This is a genomic window from Paracraurococcus lichenis (assembly GCF_030657435.1).
Lineage (GTDB): Bacteria > Pseudomonadota > Alphaproteobacteria > Acetobacterales > Acetobacteraceae > Paracraurococcus > Paracraurococcus lichenis.
On sequence record NZ_JAUTWS010000252.1, the window covers coordinates 1 to 2,224 of the forward strand.

General features: G+C 70.5%; 1 protein-coding gene and 1 pseudogene. Both read left to right on the forward strand.

What is annotated here, in order from left to right:
• Positions 1-143: 143 nt before the first annotated feature.
• Positions 144-1,376: pseudogene (gene istA, locus Q7A36_RS39445) on the forward strand (IS21 family transposase); the annotation flags it as partial.
• The gene (gene istB, locus Q7A36_RS39450) at positions 1,373-2,167 is read left to right on the forward strand and encodes an IS21-like element helper ATPase IstB (RefSeq protein ID WP_305109259.1); all 795 of its coding nucleotides are present in this window, start codon (positions 1,373-1,375) and stop codon (positions 2,165-2,167) included. The pseudogene istA and the gene istB, both read left to right, overlap by 4 nt.
• Positions 2,168-2,224: the final 57 nt, after the last annotated feature.

A 2,224-nucleotide genomic window follows, 5' to 3' on the forward strand; every position in this document is an offset into this window, starting at 1 on the left:
TGTCGGGCGACATGCAAAACCCATCCGGCGGCGACATCCGGAACCCAGCCACCCCTGGCTAGCAGGGGAGAGACAGGTTGTCTGACCAGGTAGGCGTTGTTCCGCCCGTGGCCGACGGGCGGGGGCAGTGGATGAGAATACCGGACGAGGTGGCGGCGATGCTGCGGCTACGGGATCTGGGCTGGGGCACGCGTCGGATCGCGGCGGAACTCGGCTGCAACCGGGAGACCGTGCAGCGCTACCTCGGCGTGGGCGGGTGGGCGCCGTATCGTACGCCCGAGCGGCCCGGGGCGCTGGCCGGGCATGGGGCGTGGCTGGCCGAGCGGCTGCGCCGCCACCGCGGCAATGCCGACGTGGTGCGCCAGGAGCTTGCGGCCGAGTTGGGGATTGTCGTCAGCCTGCGCACGGTCGAGCGGGCGGTGGCGGACCTGCGGCGCGAGCTCGCGGCGGAGGCGCTGGCGACGGTGCGCTTCGAGACGCCGCCGGGGCGGCAGCTGCAGATCGACTTCGGCGAGCGCTGGGTGGCGATCGGCAATGAGCAGGTGCGGGTCTACTTGTTCGTGGCGACCCTCGGCTACTCGCGCCGGGTCTATGCCCACGCCTTCCGGCATGAGCGGCAGTCAGCCTGGTTCGAGGGGCTGGAGGGCGGGTTCCGGCATTTCGGCGGTCTGCCCAAGGAGGTGCTGCTCGACAATGCCAAGGCGCTGGTCGAGCACCATGACCCGGCCACCCGGGAAGTGGTGTTCAACGCCCGCCTACACGCCTTCGCGCGGTACTGGGACGTGCGGCCCGTGGCTTGTGCGCCGTACCGGGCCCGCACCAAGGGCAAGGACGAGCGCGGGGTCGGCTACGTCAAGCGCAATGCCATCGCGGGCCGGAGCTTCGCCAGCTGGGCGGCGCTGGAGGCGCACCTGGCGTGGTGGATGCGCGAGATCGCCGACCAGCGCGTGCACGGCACCACGGGCGAGGTGCCGATGGTGCGGTTCGAGCGCGAGGAGCGCCAGGCGCTGCGCCCGCTCGGCGGCAAACCGCCGTTCCGCCAGATGCGCGAGCTGACCCGCTGCGTGCAGAACGACGGCTGCGTGGACGTCGACACCAACCACTACAGCGTGCCCTGGCAGCTGATCGGCGCTCAGGTCAGCGTGGTGGTCAACGACGGCGAGGTACGGATCAGCCACGCGGGCGCCGAGGTGGCACGTCATGGGCAACGGCGGGGTCGGCGGGAGCGCGCCGTGGACTGTGCCCACCTGCGGGGCATCGTGGTGGGCGCCCGGGGCGAGCCGCGGTCCGACGGCCTGGCGGAGCCAGTGTTGCCCAGCGCCGATCTCCTGCGGCCGCTGGTCGAGTACGAGCAGGTGGCGGGAGGCGCGTGGTGAGCGGCGCCGCGGCATCCTCCCTGCCCGAGATGCTGGGGCGGCTGAAGCTGACGGCGCTGCGTGACCGCCTCGACGTCCTGCTGGACGAGGCGGCTCGGCGCGAGCTCAACCTGCCCGAGGCACTGGGCTTGCTGTGCGCGGCCGAGGTAGCGCACCGCGAGGAGCGGCGCATCCAGATGGGGATGAGCATCGCCAAGTTCCCCTATGTGCGCACGCTGGAAGGCTTTGACTTCGCTGCCCAGTCCTCGCTCGATCCTAAGCAGGTCCGCGACCTGGCCGCCTGCCGCTGGGTGGCGAACGGCGACACGCTGCTGGTCCAGGGGCCGCCGGGGGTGGGGAAAAGCCATCTCGCGGTCGCCCTCGGGCGCGAGGCGGTACAGCAGGGCTACTCCGTGCTGTTCACCTCGGCCATGGCGCTCATCACCGACCTGATGAAGGCGCAGGCGGAAGGGCGGCTGGAGGAAAAGCTGACGCGCTACGCCAAGCCGAAGCTGCTGATTATCGACGAGTTCGGCTACCTGCCGCTCGAGCCGCATGCCGCGCACCTGTTCTTTGCCCTGGTGAGCCGACGGTACGAGAGGGGCAGCAATCTGGTGACCAGCAACCGCAGCGTGAGCGAGTGGGGGATCGTCCTGAACGATCAGGTGGTAGCGACCGCCATCCTGGACCGGCTGCTGCACCACAGCCACGTGCTGACCATCCGCGGCGACAGCTATCGCCTGCGAGAGAAGCGGCGGTCCGGGCTGCTCAAGTCCAATGCCGCACCGGCTCCGGCCGGGGCATCAGCGTAACCGGGGTGGCTGGGTTTTCGATGTCGCCGGTGGCTGGGTTCCGAATGTCGTTTGACA